At 68.0% G+C, this 15,613-nt stretch carries 16 protein-coding genes; 7 read left to right on the top strand and 9 right to left on the bottom strand.

What is annotated here, in order from left to right:
- Positions 1–3 precede the first annotated feature (3 nt).
- From MTBSS4_RS09805 to hpnJ, 3 genes are read left to right on the top strand one after another with little or no spacing between them, the layout of a single operon-like run.
- Positions 4–612 (top strand): ABC transporter substrate-binding protein, encoded by a 609-nt coding sequence (locus MTBSS4_RS09805; RefSeq protein ID WP_173983222.1) that lies wholly within the window; start codon positions 4–6, stop codon positions 610–612.
- A complete protein-coding gene (gene hpnI / locus MTBSS4_RS09800) occupies positions 609–1,766 on the top strand; it encodes a bacteriohopanetetrol glucosamine biosynthesis glycosyltransferase HpnI (protein WP_254432468.1) in 1,158 nt (385 codons plus the stop codon). Before MTBSS4_RS09805 ends, hpnI begins: the two co-directional genes overlap by 4 nt.
- Complete coding sequence (hpnJ, locus tag MTBSS4_RS09795) at positions 1,763–3,193, top strand: hopanoid biosynthesis associated radical SAM protein HpnJ (protein ID WP_173983221.1); 1,431 nt, start codon at positions 1,763–1,765, stop codon at positions 3,191–3,193. The genes hpnI and hpnJ overlap by 4 nt, the downstream gene beginning before the upstream one ends.
- A gap of 34 nt (positions 3,194–3,227) precedes the next feature.
- Here the strand turns inward: hpnJ and MTBSS4_RS09790 are convergent, their stop codons facing one another.
- Positions 3,228–3,737 (bottom strand): heme utilization protein, encoded by a 510-nt coding sequence (locus MTBSS4_RS09790; RefSeq protein ID WP_254432472.1) that lies wholly within the window; start codon positions 3,735–3,737, stop codon positions 3,228–3,230.
- 44 nt (positions 3,738–3,781) lie between these two features.
- Positions 3,782–4,066, bottom strand: a complete 285-nt coding sequence (gene fliN, locus MTBSS4_RS09785; RefSeq protein WP_173983219.1) for a flagellar motor switch protein FliN — start codon at positions 4,064–4,066, stop codon at positions 3,782–3,784.
- Between the two features lie 162 nt (positions 4,067–4,228).
- On the opposite strand from fliN, the gene MTBSS4_RS09780 reads away from it, so the two are divergent.
- The 4 genes from MTBSS4_RS09780 (at position 4,229) to MTBSS4_RS09765 (ending at position 7,785) form a co-directional block, all read left to right on the top strand.
- Complete coding sequence (locus tag MTBSS4_RS09780) at positions 4,229–6,061, top strand: SLC13 family permease (protein ID WP_173983218.1); 1,833 nt, start codon at positions 4,229–4,231, stop codon at positions 6,059–6,061.
- 73 nt (positions 6,062–6,134) lie between these two features.
- Positions 6,135–6,458: a hypothetical protein gene (locus tag MTBSS4_RS09775; protein WP_173983217.1), complete on the top strand. Its 324-nt coding sequence runs from the start codon at positions 6,135–6,137 to the stop codon at positions 6,456–6,458.
- A 2-nt stretch (positions 6,459–6,460) separates the two neighbouring features.
- Complete coding sequence (locus MTBSS4_RS09770; RefSeq protein WP_173983216.1) at positions 6,461–7,267, top strand: alpha/beta hydrolase; 807 nt, start codon at positions 6,461–6,463, stop codon at positions 7,265–7,267.
- Positions 7,268–7,371: 104 nt separating this feature from the next.
- Positions 7,372–7,785: a hypothetical protein gene (locus tag MTBSS4_RS09765; protein WP_254432467.1), complete on the top strand. Its 414-nt coding sequence runs from the start codon at positions 7,372–7,374 to the stop codon at positions 7,783–7,785.
- Between the two features lie 15 nt (positions 7,786–7,800).
- Here the strand turns inward: MTBSS4_RS09765 and MTBSS4_RS09760 are convergent, their stop codons facing one another.
- The 7 genes from MTBSS4_RS09760 to MTBSS4_RS09730 form a co-directional block, all read right to left on the bottom strand.
- Positions 7,801–8,700, bottom strand: a complete 900-nt coding sequence (locus MTBSS4_RS09760) for an SAM-dependent methyltransferase (protein WP_173983214.1) — start codon at positions 8,698–8,700, stop codon at positions 7,801–7,803.
- A complete protein-coding gene (locus MTBSS4_RS09755; protein ID WP_173983213.1) occupies positions 8,697–9,557 on the bottom strand; it encodes a lysophospholipid acyltransferase family protein in 861 nt (286 codons plus the stop codon). The genes MTBSS4_RS09760 and MTBSS4_RS09755 overlap by 4 nt, the downstream gene beginning before the upstream one ends.
- Entirely contained in the window at positions 9,554–10,531 is a 978-nt protein-coding gene (lpxK, locus tag MTBSS4_RS09750; RefSeq protein ID WP_173983212.1) for a tetraacyldisaccharide 4'-kinase, read from the bottom strand. Before lpxK ends, MTBSS4_RS09755 begins: the two co-directional genes overlap by 4 nt.
- Positions 10,518–11,798 (bottom strand): 3-deoxy-D-manno-octulosonic acid transferase, encoded by a 1,281-nt coding sequence (locus tag MTBSS4_RS09745; RefSeq protein ID WP_173983211.1) that lies wholly within the window; start codon positions 11,796–11,798, stop codon positions 10,518–10,520. Before MTBSS4_RS09745 ends, lpxK begins: the two co-directional genes overlap by 14 nt.
- Positions 11,795–12,514 (bottom strand): lysophospholipid acyltransferase family protein, encoded by a 720-nt coding sequence (locus tag MTBSS4_RS09740; RefSeq protein ID WP_173983210.1) that lies wholly within the window; start codon positions 12,512–12,514, stop codon positions 11,795–11,797. Before MTBSS4_RS09740 ends, MTBSS4_RS09745 begins: the two co-directional genes overlap by 4 nt.
- Positions 12,515–12,523: 9 nt before the next feature.
- Entirely contained in the window at positions 12,524–14,317 is a 1,794-nt protein-coding gene (locus MTBSS4_RS09735) for an ABC transporter ATP-binding protein (RefSeq protein ID WP_173983209.1), read from the bottom strand.
- Between the two features lie 86 nt (positions 14,318–14,403).
- The gene (locus MTBSS4_RS09730; protein ID WP_173983208.1) at positions 14,404–15,609 is read right to left on the bottom strand and encodes a tetratricopeptide repeat protein; all 1,206 of its coding nucleotides are present in this window, start codon (positions 15,607–15,609) and stop codon (positions 14,404–14,406) included.
- Positions 15,610–15,613 lie beyond the last annotated feature (4 nt).

Genomic DNA, 15,613 nt, shown 5'->3' with positions numbered 1-15,613 from the left:
CGCATGCGCCTGCGTCTTATCGCCGTCCTGATCCTGTTCGCCGCGTGTCTTGGACTGCCTGCCCCTGTCCAGGCAGCCGGGGCCGAATCGGCGATCCGACAGTTCAACGACCGCCTGCTCGACGTCATGAAGACCGGAACCCGGCTGGGCTTCAAGGGACGGGTCGAGAAGCTGCGCCCCGCCATCATCGACGTCTACGACATGAAGGGCATGACCAACAACACCCTGGGAGCCGCCGCCGCCGCCAAGCTGACGCCCGAGGAATCCGCCCGGCTGATCGAGGCCTACACCGCCTTCTCGGTGGCGACCTACGCCTCGCAGTTCACCACCTGGAACGGCGAGACGTTCGAGATGGGCGAAACCCGTCCGTCCACCGGCGGCACGGTGATCGTCGGCAGCTGGATCGTGCCGCGTTCCGGCCAGCGCACCGCCATCGACTACGTCATGCGGGAGGTCGACGGCAAATGGAAGGTGATCGACGTGCTCTATGAAGGCACCGTCAGCCAGGTAGCGGTCCGCCGCTCGGAATTCTCGTCGATCCTGCGCAACGATGGACTGGCCGGCTTGATGAGCGCCATCGACAAGCAGACGGCAAGCCTCGGCCGCAAGTGACCGGCGATATCGGACTCGGCGAGGCGGTCTCGCTGCTGCTGATGGCCGCCGCCCTGGCCGGCTGTCTCTACCAGATCGCGGCCACGCATCTGACCCGCCGCTTCATGGCGCGGCCGGTCCGGCCCGCCGCCCGCCGCCCCGCCGTCAGCGTCATGAAGCCGCTGTGCGGGGCCGAGCCGGGCATGGCCGCCAATCTCGCCTCCTGCCTCGACCAGGACTACCCCGACTTTCAGCTGGTATTCGGAGTGGCCGACCCGGCCGACCCGGCCCTGGCCGAGGTCGCCGCCCTGCCCCGCGACCGGGCCGCCATCGACGTGGTCGTGGAGTCCCGGGCTCACGGCCGCAATCTCAAGGTCGGCAATCTGCTCAACATGTGGCCGCATGTCCGCCACGACCTGGTCGTCATCGCCGACAGCGACATCCGGGTCGGGCGCGATTATCTCGATCAGGTGGCGGCGGGTTTCGACGATCCCGGCGTCGGCGTGGTGACCTGCCTTTACATCGGCCGGCCGCAAGACGACGTCTGGAGCCGCCTGGGGGCGCTGGGCATCAATCATGGCTTCCTGCCCTCGGCGGTGCTGGCCCGCGCCATCGGCCGCAAGGACGGCTGCTTCGGCGCCACCATGGCGGTCCGGCGCGACGTGCTGGAGCGGGCCGGGGGGCTGCCGCGCCTCGCCGACGTGCTGGCCGACGACTGGGTGCTGGGCGACATGGTGCGCCGACAGGGGCTGGCCATCCAACTGGCGGCGCGGCCGGTCGACATCATGGTGCACGAACCGGGCGTCAAGGCGCTGCTGGCCCACGAGATCCGCTGGGGCCGCACTATCGCGGCGGTGGACCGGCCATCCTATCTGGCCTCGGTCGTCACCCAGCCGGTGGCGCTGGCCCTGCTGGCCGCCCTGGCGGGAGGAGCGTGGACGCCGTCCCTGGCCGTCCTCGGTCTCGCCGGTCTCGTCCGCCTGTGGGCGGTCCGCTCGCAGGAACGGGCGCTGAACTTGCCCGCCGCCGGCGTCGGCCTGCTTGCTCTCCGTGAAATTCTGTCCCTCATCGTCTATGTTGTCGCATCGTGCGGCCGGACTGTGATATGGCGTGGCCGCCGCTTCGTCGTCCAGCGCGACGGCACTCTTGTTCTTGCCGAAGGGTCCACCCCATGAAGAAGACGCTGTTCCTCAACCCGCCCTCCTTCGATGGTTTCGACGGTGGCGCCGGCGCCCGCTATCAGGCGAAGCGCGAGGTCAAGTCCAACTGGTACCCGACCTGGCTGGGACAACTGGCGGCGCTGGTGCCCGGCTCCAAGCTGGTGGACGCCCCGGCCAGCGGCAAGACCCTCGACGACGTCCTGGCGCTCGCCCGGGATTACGAACTGGTGGTGATGTACGCCAGCGCCGCCACCTACGCCTCCGAGGTCAAGGTGGCCGAGGCCTTCAAGCGGGCCAATCCCGCCATCATGGTCGGCATGGTCGGCGCCCATGTGGCGACGGTGCCGGAGGAATCGGTCAAGGCCTCGTCCGCCATCGACTTCGTCGCCCGCCACGAGTTCGACTACACCATCTTGGAAGTGGCCGAGGGCAAGCCCCTGGCCGAGGTCGATGGCCTGTCCTTCGTCGGTCCCGACGGCGCAGTGGTCCACACCAAGGACCGCGAGCTGATCCACGACATGGACGCCCTGCCCTATCCCGGCCCGGTCTATCGCCGCGACCTTGACGTCAACGACTACTTCATCGGCTATATCAAGCATCCCTACATGTCGTTCTACACCGGGCGCGGCTGCAAGTCGAAGTGCAGCTTCTGCCTGTGGCCGCAGACCATTGGCGGCCGGGTCTACCGCGCCCGCAGCGCCGCCAACGTGATCGAGGAGGTCAAGCAGGCCCGCGCCCTGTTCCCCGAGGTCAAGGAATTCTTCTTCGACGATGACACCTTCACCGACGACCTGGACCGGGTGGAGGAGATCGCCCGCGGCATCGGCCACCTGGGGGTGCCGTGGTCGTGCAACGCCAAGGCCAATATTCCGCGCAAGACGCTGGAGGTGCTGAAGGCCAACGGCCTCAGGGTGCTGCTGGTCGGCTACGAATCCGGCGTGCAGGAAATCCTCAACAACATCCGCAAGGGCCTGCGCCTCGACATCGTGCGCAAGTTCGCCAAGGACTGCCACGAACTGGGCATCATCGTCCACGGCACCTTCGTCCTCGGCCTGCCCGGCGAGACCCGGGAAACCATCAAGCAGACCCTGGCCTTCGCCAAGGAGGTCAATCCCCGCACCCTCCAGGTGTCCATGGCGGCGCCCTATCCCGGTACCGAGCTTTACGAGCAGGCCATCGCCAACGGCTGGTTCAAGCGCGACGAAACCCTGGTGATGAACGACGGCTGGCAGGTGGCGGCGCTGAGCTATCCAGATCTCAGCTCCGACGAGATTTTCGCGGCGGTGGCCGATTTCTACAAGGCGTTCTACTTCCGCCCGGCCAAGATCGGCGAGATCCTGCTGGAGATGATCCAGGACTGGGACATGATGAAGCGACGGCTGCGCGAAGGTGTCGAGTTCTTCCAGTTCCTGCGTACCCGCGACGCCGCCCGGGCCTGCTGATCCGCGGCCCGGACTCCCCGGAAAACCGGCGGCCCTACGGGGAAGCCGGTTTTTTCGTTTCGGCCGTCTTCTTGTTCTCGCCCTTCTTTTCGCCGGTCATGGCGGTCCGGGTCGGGCAGGCGGGAATGTCGGTGGGCCGGCCGACCAGTTCGCCGGCATAGGCGGCGAGCTGCTGCGCCCCCAGGGTCACCACCTTGTCGAAGACCGCGTCGCTCATGCCGCAGTAATCGGGGTGGTCGTGCACCCGCACCGATTCACGGTTGGTGATGCGGGTGTTGTGGCGGTCGAAGGCGGTGGCCGACTTGAAGTAACCCTGCATGGTCCGCGCGTTGGCGCCCAGGGCGGCGCCATGACGCTGGACATAGGCCTGCCATTTGCCGGGCATGTCGGGATAGTCGCCCCGGCAATTGAGGGCGGCGACCTGAAGCTGATAGTGCATCTGACGCAATTGAGCCGCCTTGACCTGTTCGGGACTGGCGCAATCGGCCTGGACGGCGGCGGGGATCAGAACGGCGCAAAGGCAGGCGAGAACGCGACAGGACACGGACAAGGCTTTCCCCCCGGTGACGGAGCCACGGCTTGAATTGATCAGTCGGCGGCGCGCTTGAGCACTTCGGTGATGGTCACGGCCAGATGGTCCTCGACCACCACCACCTCGGCACGGCAGACCCGCTTGCGGTTGACGTAGAGATCGACCGGGTCGTTGACCCGGCGGTCCAGTTCCACCACCGCGCCACGTCCCAGCTTCAGCAACTGGGCGATGGGCAGATTGGCGGTCCCCAGCACGGCGGACACCTCCACCGAAACGTCGTAGACCGCTTCCCGGTTGTCGCCCAACCCCAGGGCTGCATTGATCGCGTCGTCGCTGGCCATGTCGCCTCGCCATGTTCGGCCCGGTTGCGTCGGGTCACACGAGATATAGCACAAGTGTGTTAAGCAAATCACCCGCTTCGGCCACCGGACCATTGCCTTCGAGGATTCCGCGGGCGATAACTGGACAGCCCGACGCAATCCTGTTCGCCGAGGACCCGCCGATTGCCGATTCCATCCCCACCCGACCCTCACGGCATCGCGGTCATGGTCCTGGTGCTGGTGGCCCTGGTCCTGTTCACGCGGAAGCGAATCCCGCTGGAAACCTCCAGCCTCGCGATTCTCGCCCTCCTGGTGATGGGGTTCGAGCTGTTCCCCTATGTCGGCAGGGACGGAACGGCCATCCACGCCGTCGATTTCCTGCACGGCTTTGGGCACGAGGCCCTGATCTCGGTCTGCGCCCTGATGGTGGCGGGGCAGGGCATCGTCCGCACCGGCGCGCTGGAGCCCATCGGCCGGTCGCTTTCCCGTCTGTGGTCGTTCAGTCCGAAGCTTTCACTTCTGCTCACCCTTCTGGTCGGCGCCTCGCTCAGCGCCTTCGTCAACAATGTGCCGGTCGTCGTGCTGCTGATGCCCATACTGATAAGCATCTCGCTGCGCACCGGAAACGCGGCGTCCGGCATCTTGATGCCCATGGGCTTCGCCACCCTGGTCGGGGGCATGACAACCACCATCGGCACATCGACCAACCTTCTCGTCGTCTCGATCGCCGCCGACATGGGATTGCGACGGCTGGCGGTTTTCGACTTCTTCCTTCCGGCGGCCCTGATCGGCGGTCTGGCGGTGATCTATCTCTGGCTGGCCGCACCCCTGTTGCTGCCCCGCCGCCAGGCTCCGCTGGCCGATACCTCGCCCCGGCTCTTTTCCGGCGACCTGCGGGTCGAAGCGGGAGGATACGCCGACGGCAAGACGTTGTCGGAGGTGATCGCCAAGACGGGAGGCCATCTCCGGATCATCGAATTCCGCCGGCCGTCCGGACTGTCCATGGCGCCGCTGCCCGATGCCGTGCTCAGGGGCGGCGACCGGCTCGAGGTTCGGGACACGCCTCAGAACCTGAAGGAATTCGAGGAAGCCATCGGCGCCAGGCTCTATACCGGCAACCATCCCGTCGATGACGACCACCCGCTTAGCGCCGAGGACCAGCAGATCGCCGAAATCGTGGTGACGCAAGGCTGTCCCCTGGACGGTTCGACCCTGTCCCGGGCCAGGTTCGCCGACATCTACAAACTGGTCACCCTGGCGCTGCACCGGGCCGGCTCGACCGTCCGGACGTTCCGCGAAGGGATCAGCGACATACGGCTGGGCATCGGCGACGTCTTGCTGGTCCAGGGGCCGAGCGACCAGATATCGGCCATGAAGAAGGCCGGGGATTTCCTGGTCCTGGACGCGACGGCCGATCTGCCGCGCACCCGGAAGGCCCCCGTGGCCATCGCCATCATGGTCGGGGTGGTGCTGGCGGCCGCCACCGGCGTCCTTCCCATCGCCATCGGCGCCGTCTGCGGTGTCCTGGCGATGCTTCTCACCCGCTGCATCAGCTGGCGGGACGGCACCCGCGCCCTCAGCGTTTCCGTGATCATGATCGTGGTCGCCAGCCTGGCGCTGGGCACCGCGCTGGTCAAAACCGGGGGAGCGGATTACCTGGCGCGTCTTTTCGTCGCCGCCGCCGCCGGGGGCTCGCCAGGCGTGGCGCTGAGCGGGCTTATGCTGGTGATGGCGATCCTGACCAATATCGTTTCCAACAACGCCGCCGCCGTCATCGGCACCCCGGTGGCGATGGGAATCGCCACGCAGATGAACCTTCCCGCCGAGCCGTTCGTGCTTGCCGTCCTGTTCGGCGCCAACATGAGCTACGCCACCCCCATGGCCTACAAGACCAACCTTCTGGTGATGAACGCCGGCGGATACAGCTTCGGCGATTTCGTGCGGGTGGGCGGACCGTTGACCGTGATGATGTGGCTGGGCCTGTCATGGCTGCTGCCGAGACTCTACGGATTGTGACGCTGCGTCGGCGATGGTTGCGGCAGGGGGCCGCCCGCCGCTATGATCGGTCCGGCAACGGGATTCCTGAACCATGAGCACCGAAATCTACATCTGCAAGGACGGACAGGAGCTCAAGCAGGGTAAGCTGGTCTATTCCGAGATCGAGGATCGCGAAAGCGCCGAGGAGGACGCCAAGCGCCGCTGCCAGGGCGATCACACCATCAAGAAAATCGCCTATTACAAGGTCGCCGCCAGCGGCGAGTTCAAGATGTTCTATTCCTACACCAACCCCAACTGCAAGCCGGCCCCCAGGCTCGCCGCGCCCGGCGCCGCCCCCAAGCGCAAGCCGGTCCCGAAGAAGCCGCCGCCCCCGCCCGGCCTGCTGGCCCGGCTGAAAAAGAAGATCGGTCTTTAGATTTGAACCTGGAACTCCTGTCCTGCCGCCCGTCCGCTCCGACGCCGGCCACGCGCCCGACCATCCTGTTCGTCCACGGCTCCTATTGCGGCGCCTGGGTGTGGGCCGAGCACTTCATGCCTTTTTTCGCCGAGGCGGGCTTTCCCAGCCTTGCCGTGTCGCTGCGCGGCCACGGCGACAGCGAGGGGCGCTTCAACAGCGCCACCCTCGACGATTACGTGGCCGACGTCCATGCCGCCATGGATCATGTGGACGGCAACTGCATCCTGATCGGCCATTCCCTGGGCGGGCTGGTGGTGCAACACTGCCTCGCCGCCGGCCCCGCGGCGGGAGTCGGGGCGGCGGTGCTGCTGTCCAGCGTGCCGCCCTCGGGGCTGGCGTCGTCGGCCCTGCATCTGTCGCTGTTCTCGCCCGATGTCTACATGCAGCTGGGCATCTTGCAAAGCATCGGCCCCTCGGCGGTCAAGAGCGAGGTGATCCGCCGCGCCCTGTTCTCCGACGCCACCCCCGCCGAGGCGGTCGCCCACCTGATGCCCCGCTTCCAGCAGGAATCCCACGCCATCTGCGTCGAACTGATCAACCCCGCCCGGCCGCGCCTGCCCCACCCGTCCAACCGGCCGCCGATCCTGGTGCTGGGCGGCGACCGCGACGTGCTGGTCCCCGGTTTCGCCCTGTTCGAGACCGCCGCCTATTTCGGCGCCGACCTGGAGATCATGGCCGACGCCCCCCACGGATTGATGCTCGACGCCGCATGGTGGCGGCCGGCCGCCGACAAGACCCTGGCCTGGCTGACCGATCAGGGGTTCTGACGCCCCCGCCGACCGCATCGGCCCGAATTTTCTTTAAATTTCCCCTTAACCGCCCTACATTAATGGGTGGATTAGTGTAGGTGGACCCTGTCTGGGCTACGACAATGGCATTGAGCGCGCAAAAAATCGGATCGGCGGCGGCATCGGCGGTAGCGGCGGCATCGTATGTCGGCGCCGGCGGCCGCAATGTCGCGTCGGCGACCCGCGCCAATGTCGAGAAGATCGATTTCGCCCAGCATATCGGCGTCAATGAAGAGAGCATCCTGCATTTCCGGCAGGAAAACACTCCCCTCAACCCCGACGGCCGCCGCCAGCAGCGCGAACAGCGCCAGGGCTTCACGCCGTTGCTGGCGCGAAGCGGAGGCTTCAGCCTCGACGCGCTGACCGAGCGGGAATCCGAGACGCCCCGGCTATTCCTCACCGACGTCATGCGCGGCATCGGCAGCTACGAGGAAAACCTGCGCGTCACCTCGCCCGCTTCGGTCAAGCCGGGCAGCGTCATGAACTATCTGTTCTGACGTCCGGGGCGGGCATTACCCCAGCAGCATCCAGGTCAGTTCGTGCTTGTTGTGGGCAAGGTGCAGCAGGCGCGAACCCGGCACCGAGGCGAACAGCCGCGCCGTGGCGTGATCGGTGTCGCCCTGGAACTTCAGGGTGCAGATGAAATTGCGCGCCAGTCCCGATTGCCGCCAGCGCTCCACCAGCCGCCACAGCCGCTCAGGGTAGCAGATCACGTCCGAGCACAGCCAGTCCACCGGCCCGATTTCGGCCGGCTCCAGGCCGAAGGCGCTGCCCTGGCGGCACTCCACGTTGGGCAGGGCGGCGATGGCCGGTGCCAAGGGGGCCTTGTCGACGCTGATCACCCGGGCGCCAGTCCCGGCCAGCACCCAGGTCCAGCCGCCAGGACTGGCGCCGAGGTCGAGGCAGGTCTGGCCCGGTTCCGGCATCCGCCCGGCCAGGGTCAGGGCTTCCCACAGCTTCAGATAGGCGCGGTTGGGCGGCGCCTCGCGATCCTCGACGAAGGCGGCCTCGCCATTGGGAAACGGGCTGGAACAGGTGGGCGCGGCCAACAGGGTGTGCTCGTCCAGCCATGCGAACGAACCAAGCGGCGCCGTGGGGGCCGGCTGGCCGAACACCAGCGGCCGGGCCGAAACCTTGGGCAGCTTGTCCACCAACAGGGCGGTGCGGCGGTGCAGATGGAATTGGTAGGGCCACCAGTTGCGCTGCATGGCTTTCAGCGCCCTGGCCGCCTCGCCGATGGAGGCGACCTCCAGCCGGACCGGATCGAGCCAGACATTCTGCGCCCAGGCGGCCGGGCGGAAAGGCCCATCGGCCAGCAGCAGCCGGCCATATTCACCGGCCAGAGACCCCAGTTCGGCGCGCAGGTCGGCCTCGAACCCCTCGGCGGCGAGATAGGCGGTAAGGCCGCTCATTCCGGCCAGCGCCGATGCACCCACAGCCACTGGTCGGGGTGCTCGCGAATCCAGGATTCCAGCAATTCGTTGATGCGGGTCAGCAGCAGCCGGTTGTCGTCGTGGCCGTCTTCGGTATGGGGGAATTCCATGGGCGGATAGACGGTGACGCGGAAATTGGCGCCCTTCAGCCGCTCCACCCTGGCCGGCACCAGCGGGCATTTGAAGCGGGTGGCGAACTGGGCCACGGCCGGGGCGGTCATGGCGTCGCGGCCAAAGAACGGGATCGGCACCCCGTCATTCATCTTCTGGTCGACCAGCATGCCGAGATGGTTGCCCTTCTTCAGGGCCAGCAGCGCCTGGCGCGCCCCTTCCGAACCCTTCTGGATCAGCGCCACCGCGGCGCTCTTGCGCCCCTTGCGGTAAAGGTCCTCGATCCACGGATTGTTGGCGGCGCGATAGACCAGATGCAGGTTCAGGCCGCGTACCGCCGCCACCGCCCCACCCAGTTCCCAATTGCCGACATGGCCGGAAATGAAGATGCCGGCCTTGCCGTCGTCGCGCAGCAGGTCGATGTACTCGCCGCCGATCAGTTCGACCCGCGTGGCGGCGATTTCCTCCAGATGGGGGAATTCCCCGGCCACCCGGCCCAGATTGTCCCACATGCCCCGCAGGATGGCGGCGATCTCCGCCTCGCCCTTGTCGGGGAGGGCGCGGGCGAGGTTGCGGCGGGCGATGCGGTTGACGCCAAGCCGCGGCCCGACCATGCGGGCCAGCCAGCCGCCCAGGGCCGAGGCCACGTCCAGCGGCAGTAGGCCGAAAACCGCCCAGATGGCGCGGGCGGCCATGGCCTCCAGGCGCTGACGGAAACGCTTCATGCCCTCACTCCGATCCGGTCGAGCAGAGCTGATAGCAAGCCCAAGGCCTCCCAGTCCAGCGACACCGTCAGGACCGAGACCCGCTGGCGCAGATCGGCCGGCAGGCGGACCCGGTCCTTGGCGGTGGTGACAGGCACGGCCCCGATGGCATCGGCCTCGGCCAGCAGCGCCTCGATCTCGGCGCGGGAATAGGGATGGTGGTCGGGAAAGCTCCGGGCTGCCGCCAGGTGGGCTCCGCAGGATTTCAGGGTTTCGAAGAACTTTCCCGGCCGGCCGATACCGGCGAAGGCCACCACCTTGCGGCCCATCAGCCCGGCGGCTTCCGGTCCCGGCACCAGCCGGGCGCGCAGCACCGGCACCCCGGCCGCCTCGGCCCGGGCGGCGGCGCCGGTCTTGTCCGCGCCGACGATCACCATGGCGTCGGCCCGTGCCAGACCGGTCTCCACCGGTTCGCGGCAGGGGCCGGCGGGAATGACCCGGCCATTGCCGAAGCCATAGGGGCCGTCCACCACCACCAGCGACAGGTCCCTGGCGATGGAGCCGTTCTGGAAGCCGTCGTCCATGACGATGATGTCGGCCCCCATGGACACCGCCGCCACCGCGCCGTCGGGCCGCCAGCGGGCGACCCAGGTCGGCGCGGTCTCGGCCAGCAGCAGCGGCTCGTCCCCCACCCGGACATGGTCGTGACGGTCCAGGTCCACCGCCCGCGGCCCGATTTCGGTGCCGCCATGGCCACGGGTCAGCAGATGCGGCTGGCGTCCCACCGCCAGCAGCAGCCGGGCCAGGGCGATGACCACCGGCGTCTTGCCGGCGCCGCCGGCGACGATGTTGCCGACGCAGATCACCGGCACCGCCGGGCGGTATTCATCGGCCCGGTCGAGCCGGCGCGCCACCATCCAGGCATAGACCGAGCCCAGCGGCGCCAGCAGCCGCGACAGCGGGGTATCGCCATGCCAGAAGTCAGGGGCGCGCATGAGCCTCCCCCAGCCGGTCCAGGGTCGGCGACAGGGCCGCCTCGACCGCGTCGAGCACGCCGGCCTCGGCCGCCGACCACGCCAGGGCGGCCCGCTTCATCCGGGCGGCCAGCGCCTCGTCGGCCAGCAGCCGACCCAGCGTCGCGGCCAGGGCGGCGCCGTCGGCCACCATCAGGGCGGCGCCGGCCCCGATCATGCGCGGGGCCATGTCGGGGAAATTGTCCATGGCCGGACCGAACAGCACGGCGGCGCCGATGCGGGCCGGCTCGAACGGATTCTGACCGCCGCCCACCGTCAGGCTCTTGCCCATGAAGACGATGTCGGCCAGCCGGTAGAACAGGCCCAGTTCACCCATGGTGTCGGCCACGTAGACGTGGCTGCCGGCATGGGGCAGCTCTCCGGTCGAGCGCAAGGCCGCCGACAGTCCCAGCGCCAGCAATTCGCGGGCGATGTCGGGACCTCGGTTCGGGTGGCGCGGCACGATGATGGTGAGCAGGCCGGGAAAGCGCTCCGCCTGGGCGATGTGAGCCTCGGCGACGATGCCTTCCTCGCCGGGATGGGTGCTGGCGGCCAGCCAGATTGTCCGGCCGGAAACCGCCCGTTCCAGCCGCGCCAGTTCGTCCCGGTCGGCGGGCAGCGGCGGCGCCGCGTATTTGAGATTGCCGAGACAGCGCACGTCGCGGCCCCCCAGCACCCTCAGCCGGCGGGCATCCTCCTCGGTCTGGGCGAGGCAGAGATCGAATCCCGACAGCAGCTTGCGGATGAAGCCCGGAACCCGCTTCCAGCCGGCGAAGGACCGGGCCGAGACGCGGCCCTGCACCAGCACCTGGGGAATGCCGCGCCGGCGGCTTTCGGCCAGCAGGTTCGGCCAGAACTCGGATTCCGCCCACAGCGCCAGATCGGGCCGCCAGTGGTCGAGAAAGCCGCGCACATAGGCCATGCGGTCCACCGGCACGTATTGATGCATCGCCCCCTCGGGCAGGCGCTCGGCCATCATCCGGGCCGAGGTGACGGTGCCGGTGGTCAGCAGCACCGACAGCCGGCGGGCGCACAGCCGTTCCACCAGCGGCAGCATGGACAGCGATTCCCCCACCGAGGCGGCGTGTATCCACACCAGCGGACCGGCCGGGCGCGGCCGTCCCGCCCGCCCCAGGCGTTCGGGAAAGCGCTGGGCGTCCTCCTTCCCACGCCGGCGGCGACGGTCGAGATAAAGGCTGATCAGCGGCCCGCCCAGGGTGGTCAGTCCACGATAGAGGCGGTGGATCATGCCTCGTCCCCCGGAATCGGCGCGGGCGCCGGCTCGGGCGTTTCCACCCCCATCAGGCGGTCGGCCTCGGTTGTTATGGCGTTGAGGCGGGCCTCCACCTCCAGGCGCAGCCGCTCCAGGTCCCCATCGGAAGCGTCACGCGGCACCTCGACCGGATCGCCCCATACGAAGATGCCGGCCGAGAACGGCAGCGCCACCGCGAAACGGTCCCAACTGCCCAGCAGCTTCCGCCGCCGGGCCGAGAAGCTGGCGGGCAGGATCGGCACGCCCGCCAGCCGGGCGACGTTGACGACGCCGCTTGAGGCTCGCATGCGCGGCCCCTTGGGACCGTCCGGGGTGATGCCGACGCATTCCCCCGATTTAAGGAATTTCAGCATGGCGCGCAGCGCGGCGCTGCCGCCCCGGGTGGTGGACCCCGCCACCGTGGCGATGCCGAAATGGGCGACGGTGCGGGCGATCAGCTGGCCGTCGCGATGCTGGCTGATCAGCATGTGGATGGGCACCGAACGGCGCCAGCTATGGGGCATCATCAGGATGCGGCCGTGCCAGAACGCCAGGATGAAGGGCTTGCCCTCGTTCCAAAGCCTCTCGGCATGGCCGCCGTTGACCACTCGCCACCAGCCGGTGGCGTGGACCAGCCGGATGTAGAGCGAACCCAGCCAGCACAGCAGGCCCCGCAGCCTCTCGCTCTTGCCGATGCGCTTGGCCAGCCCCATGGCCGCCCCCTACGGACCGGATGCGGCGGCGACGGGCTCGTCGGCGAACTGCATGGCGTAGAGGCGGGCATAGATTCCATCCTGGGCGATCAGGGTGGCATGGTCGCCGGATTCGATCACCCGGCCACGATCGAGCACATGGATCAGGTCGGCGTTGACCACGGTGGACAGGCGGTGAGCGATGACGATGGTGGTGCGCCCCTTCATCAGGTGATCCAGCGCGACCTGAACCTGGCGTTCGGATTCGGTGTCCAGCGCGCTGGTGGCCTCGTCCAGCAGCAAGATGGGGGCGTTCTTCAGCATGGCCCGCGCGATGGCCAGGCGCTGGCGCTGGCCGCCCGACAGGTTGAGGCCGCGTTCGCCCACCACGGTGGCGTAGCCCTCGGGCAGGCTGACGATGAAGTCGTGCGCCGCCGCCAAACGGGCCGCCGTCTCGATCTCCTCGTCGCTGGCGCCGAAACGGCCATAGGCGATGTTGGCACGGATGGTGTCGTCGAACAGGGTGATCTCCTGGCTGACCAGGGCGATCTTGGAACGCAGCGACGCCATCGAGACGTCGCGCACGTCCTGGCCGTCGATCAGGACATGGCCGTCGGTGACGTCGTAGAAGCGCGGCAGCAGGTTCAGCACCGTGGACTTGCCGGCCCCCGACGCCCCGACCAGGGCCACCGTCTTGCCGCCGGGCACGGCGAGGTCGATGCCGTCCAGCACCGAACGGCTGCCGTCATAGGTGAAGAACACCCCTTCCAGGCGGACATTGCCCTCCAGCACCACCAGGTCGGCGGCTCCGGAACGGTCCTGGATCACCGGCGGCGCGTCCAGCACCGCGAAGGTGCGCGCCGCCGCCGCCAGGCCGGCCTGAAGATTGGTGTTGAGCGAGGCCAGCGACTTCAGCGGCCGGTAGGCCAGCATCAGGGCGGTGATGAACGAGAAGAAGGCGCCCGGCGTGGTCTCGCCGCCGATGACGCGCGAACCGCCGTACAAGATCACCACGGTGATGGCGACGCCGCCCAGCAATTCCATGATGGGCGACGAGGCGGCGCGCACGCGGGCGGCCTTGTAGGTGAGGTCCTGAAGGGTCTCGACCAGCGAGCCGACCTTGGCCTTCTCGTAATTCTCCATGCCGTAGGCCTTGACCACCCGGATGCCCTGGATCGCCTGTTCCAGATAGGTGGTGAGTTGGCCCAGATGTTCCTGGGTGTTGTCGGTGACCTTGCGCATGCGCCGCCCCAGCTTGGCGATGGGCAGGATGGCCAGCGGAAACACGAAGAAGGTCCACAGCGACAGCCGCCAGTCCTGATAGAACATGGCGCCCACCAGGAACACCAGCGACGAGGCGTCCTTGCCGGCCCCGGTCAGGGCGTCCGACACGGCGAAGCGCATCTGCGAGATGTCGTTGGTCATCCGCGACAGGATGCGGCCGGTGGAATTGCTGTGAAAGAAGGCGACGTCGAGCCGCATCAGATGGGCGAACAGTCGGGACTGCATGTCGGCGATCACCCTGAGGCCGACCTTGGACAGCAGCACCGCCTCGCCGTAATTGCAGGCGGATTTCAGCGCGAAGGTTCCCAGAACCGCCAGCCCCAGCGGCAGCAGGAATTCCGGCTGGCGCTCGGTGAATATCTTGTTGACCACCGGGTCCATCAGCAGGGCGTAGCCGGCATTGGCCGCCGCGCCCACCACCATACAGACGACGGCCAGCACCACCTTGCCCAGATAGGGGCGCATCCCCTCGCGGACAAGACGGCGGACCAGGACCATGGTGGAATGATCGAAGGAAATCTTTTGCTTGCTCAAGGGCATGACCGTGGCGGCTGGCGATAGCGGCCGGACCATAGCATGCGGCGAGCCCCCTTCCAATGGCGGGGTTTTTCCCGGATTGCCGGATATCAGGCCGGCACCCGGTTCCCGACCGATATATCCTCGACCAGAAGCCGCCAGTTGCCCTTTGGCGAATCGACCACGCCGCCGTCGACGGTATCGCGCAACGAGATGGCGCCGACCTGCCAGACCTGATCCCACACCCGCGAACTGCCGACCACCTTGTCCAGGGCATAGGCATGCATCAGACGCCGCACGTAACCGCGGCCGAACAGCCAGTGGCCGAGGCTGACCGTCCCCGCCGTCGCCAGGGCCGGCCAGAGCGGCAGGAAGGCGAACGCGCCGACCCAGCAGCCGAACACCAGGATGAAAGCGCGGGTATCGTAGAATTCCACCCGGAAGGGAGCGTGGGAATCCCTCAGCTTCTCGGTATCGATCTCGATCCTGATCCGGCCGGATTCGTGGGCCGAGCGCAACCGCGCGAAATGCTCATCGTCGCCGGGCTGGCGCGAGATGGCCTCGCGCAGGTAGTCCGGGGCCTCCACCATCTGGGTCGGCATGGTCATGGCCCGCTGGAAGTCCTGGGTGGCCCGGACCGGACGCCCCAGACCCAGCATGGCGATGCCGTGGGCCAGCAGCAGGGCGGCGGAATTCGGCGTCTCGGCCAGGGCGGCCTCGGCCAGGGCGGCGGCCTCGGCGTGACGCCCCTGCATCTCGACGATGCGGGCGAGGCGGGCCTTGTGGTCCGGGTCGCCGGGCTGCCCAGAGATGGCGGCCCGCGCAGCCTCCTCGGCCTCGGCCAGCAATCCCTGATCCTTCAAGGCGTTGGCCAGATTGCTGAATGCCTCGCCCAGGCCGGGCTGAAGCGCCGCCGCCCGGCGGAAGCTGTCGGCGGCCTCGGAAAACCGTCCCTGGGCCGAATAGGTCAGCCCGAGATTGTTGTAGGCGGCGGCGAAATCCGGGTCCAGCGCCAGGGATTGCTGAAGACAGCGCTCGGCGGCGGCGGGCTGCTTGCGGCTGAGATGGATGTTGCCGAGATTGCTGTGATATGCGGCGACGGCCGGATTGACCGAGATGGCGGCCCGGATCAGGTCGGCGGCTTCCTCCAGATGGCCGGTGGCGTGGGCGATGAGGCCCAGCAGGTGCATGGCGTCGGCGGAATTGGGGTCCTGCTCCAGGGCGGAGCGGTACAGGGTCTCGGCGATGCCGAGGTCGCCCCGGTTATGGGCGGCGACACCCTGGCGGATCAGGTCGGCGACGGAGGAACCGTTCATGTCC

The organism is Magnetospirillum sp. SS-4 (genome assembly GCF_902729425.1).
Classification (GTDB): domain Bacteria; phylum Pseudomonadota; class Alphaproteobacteria; order Rhodospirillales; family Magnetospirillaceae; genus Phaeospirillum.
This window is presented reverse-complemented; position numbering and strand designations above follow the sequence as displayed.

Coding starts and splice junctions, on each gene's coding strand:
- MTBSS4_RS09805 (WP_173983222.1), top strand. CDS start 4: ATGCGCCTGCGTCTTATCGCCGTCCTGATCCTGTTCGCCGCGTGTCTT.
- lpxK (WP_173983212.1), bottom strand. CDS start 10,531: ATGCGCGCCCCTGACTTCTGGCATGGCGATACCCCGCTGTCGCGGCTG.
- hpnJ (WP_173983221.1), top strand. CDS start 1,763: ATGAAGAAGACGCTGTTCCTCAACCCGCCCTCCTTCGATGGTTTCGAC.
- MTBSS4_RS09775 (WP_173983217.1), top strand. CDS start 6,135: ATGAGCACCGAAATCTACATCTGCAAGGACGGACAGGAGCTCAAGCAG.
- MTBSS4_RS09740 (WP_173983210.1), bottom strand. CDS start 12,514: ATGGGGCTGGCCAAGCGCATCGGCAAGAGCGAGAGGCTGCGGGGCCTG.
- MTBSS4_RS09760 (WP_173983214.1), bottom strand. CDS start 8,700: ATGAGCGGCCTTACCGCCTATCTCGCCGCCGAGGGGTTCGAGGCCGAC.
- MTBSS4_RS09755 (WP_173983213.1), bottom strand. CDS start 9,557: ATGAAGCGTTTCCGTCAGCGCCTGGAGGCCATGGCCGCCCGCGCCATC.
- MTBSS4_RS09730 (WP_173983208.1), bottom strand. CDS start 15,609: ATGAACGGTTCCTCCGTCGCCGACCTGATCCGCCAGGGTGTCGCCGCC.
- MTBSS4_RS09735 (WP_173983209.1), bottom strand. CDS start 14,317: ATGCCCTTGAGCAAGCAAAAGATTTCCTTCGATCATTCCACCATGGTC.
- fliN (WP_173983219.1), bottom strand. CDS start 4,066: ATGGCCAGCGACGACGCGATCAATGCAGCCCTGGGGTTGGGCGACAAC.
- MTBSS4_RS09765 (WP_254432467.1), top strand. CDS start 7,372: ATGGCATTGAGCGCGCAAAAAATCGGATCGGCGGCGGCATCGGCGGTA.
- MTBSS4_RS09745 (WP_173983211.1), bottom strand. CDS start 11,798: ATGATCCACCGCCTCTATCGTGGACTGACCACCCTGGGCGGGCCGCTG.